General features: G+C 65.5%; 1 protein-coding gene. It reads right to left on the bottom strand.

Going from position 1 to position 223, the window contains the following annotated elements:
* Window positions 1–83: 83 nt before the first annotated feature.
* The coding region (locus FMM79_RS00005; RefSeq protein WP_148624999.1) for an integrase core domain-containing protein at window positions 84–223 on the bottom strand (140 nt) is incomplete at its 5' end.

Here is a 223-nt window from a genome sequence, read left to right as displayed (position 1 = left end):
GCGTGAATTGGCCGCGACTTGCGGGGCGTCATGGAGGTCGGGCGTAGCCCGGCCGGAGTGACGCCCCGCAAGTCGCGGCCAATTCACGCTGCCACGGCCTGTGGCAGATTGTCAAAGTAGGTTTGATCGGGCGTACGTCCGCCGAGGCTCGAGTGAGGTCTCCGGGCGTTGTAGAAGCCCAGGTATCGGCCGATCGAACTGCGCGCTTCGCTGACGCATGCGT

Source organism: Novosphingobium sp. BW1 (genome assembly GCF_008107685.1).
Taxonomy (GTDB): Bacteria; Pseudomonadota; Alphaproteobacteria; order Sphingomonadales; family Sphingomonadaceae; genus Novosphingobium.
The sequence above is the reverse complement of the archived record's forward strand: the minus strand, read 5'-3'. Positions and strand labels throughout refer to the sequence as shown.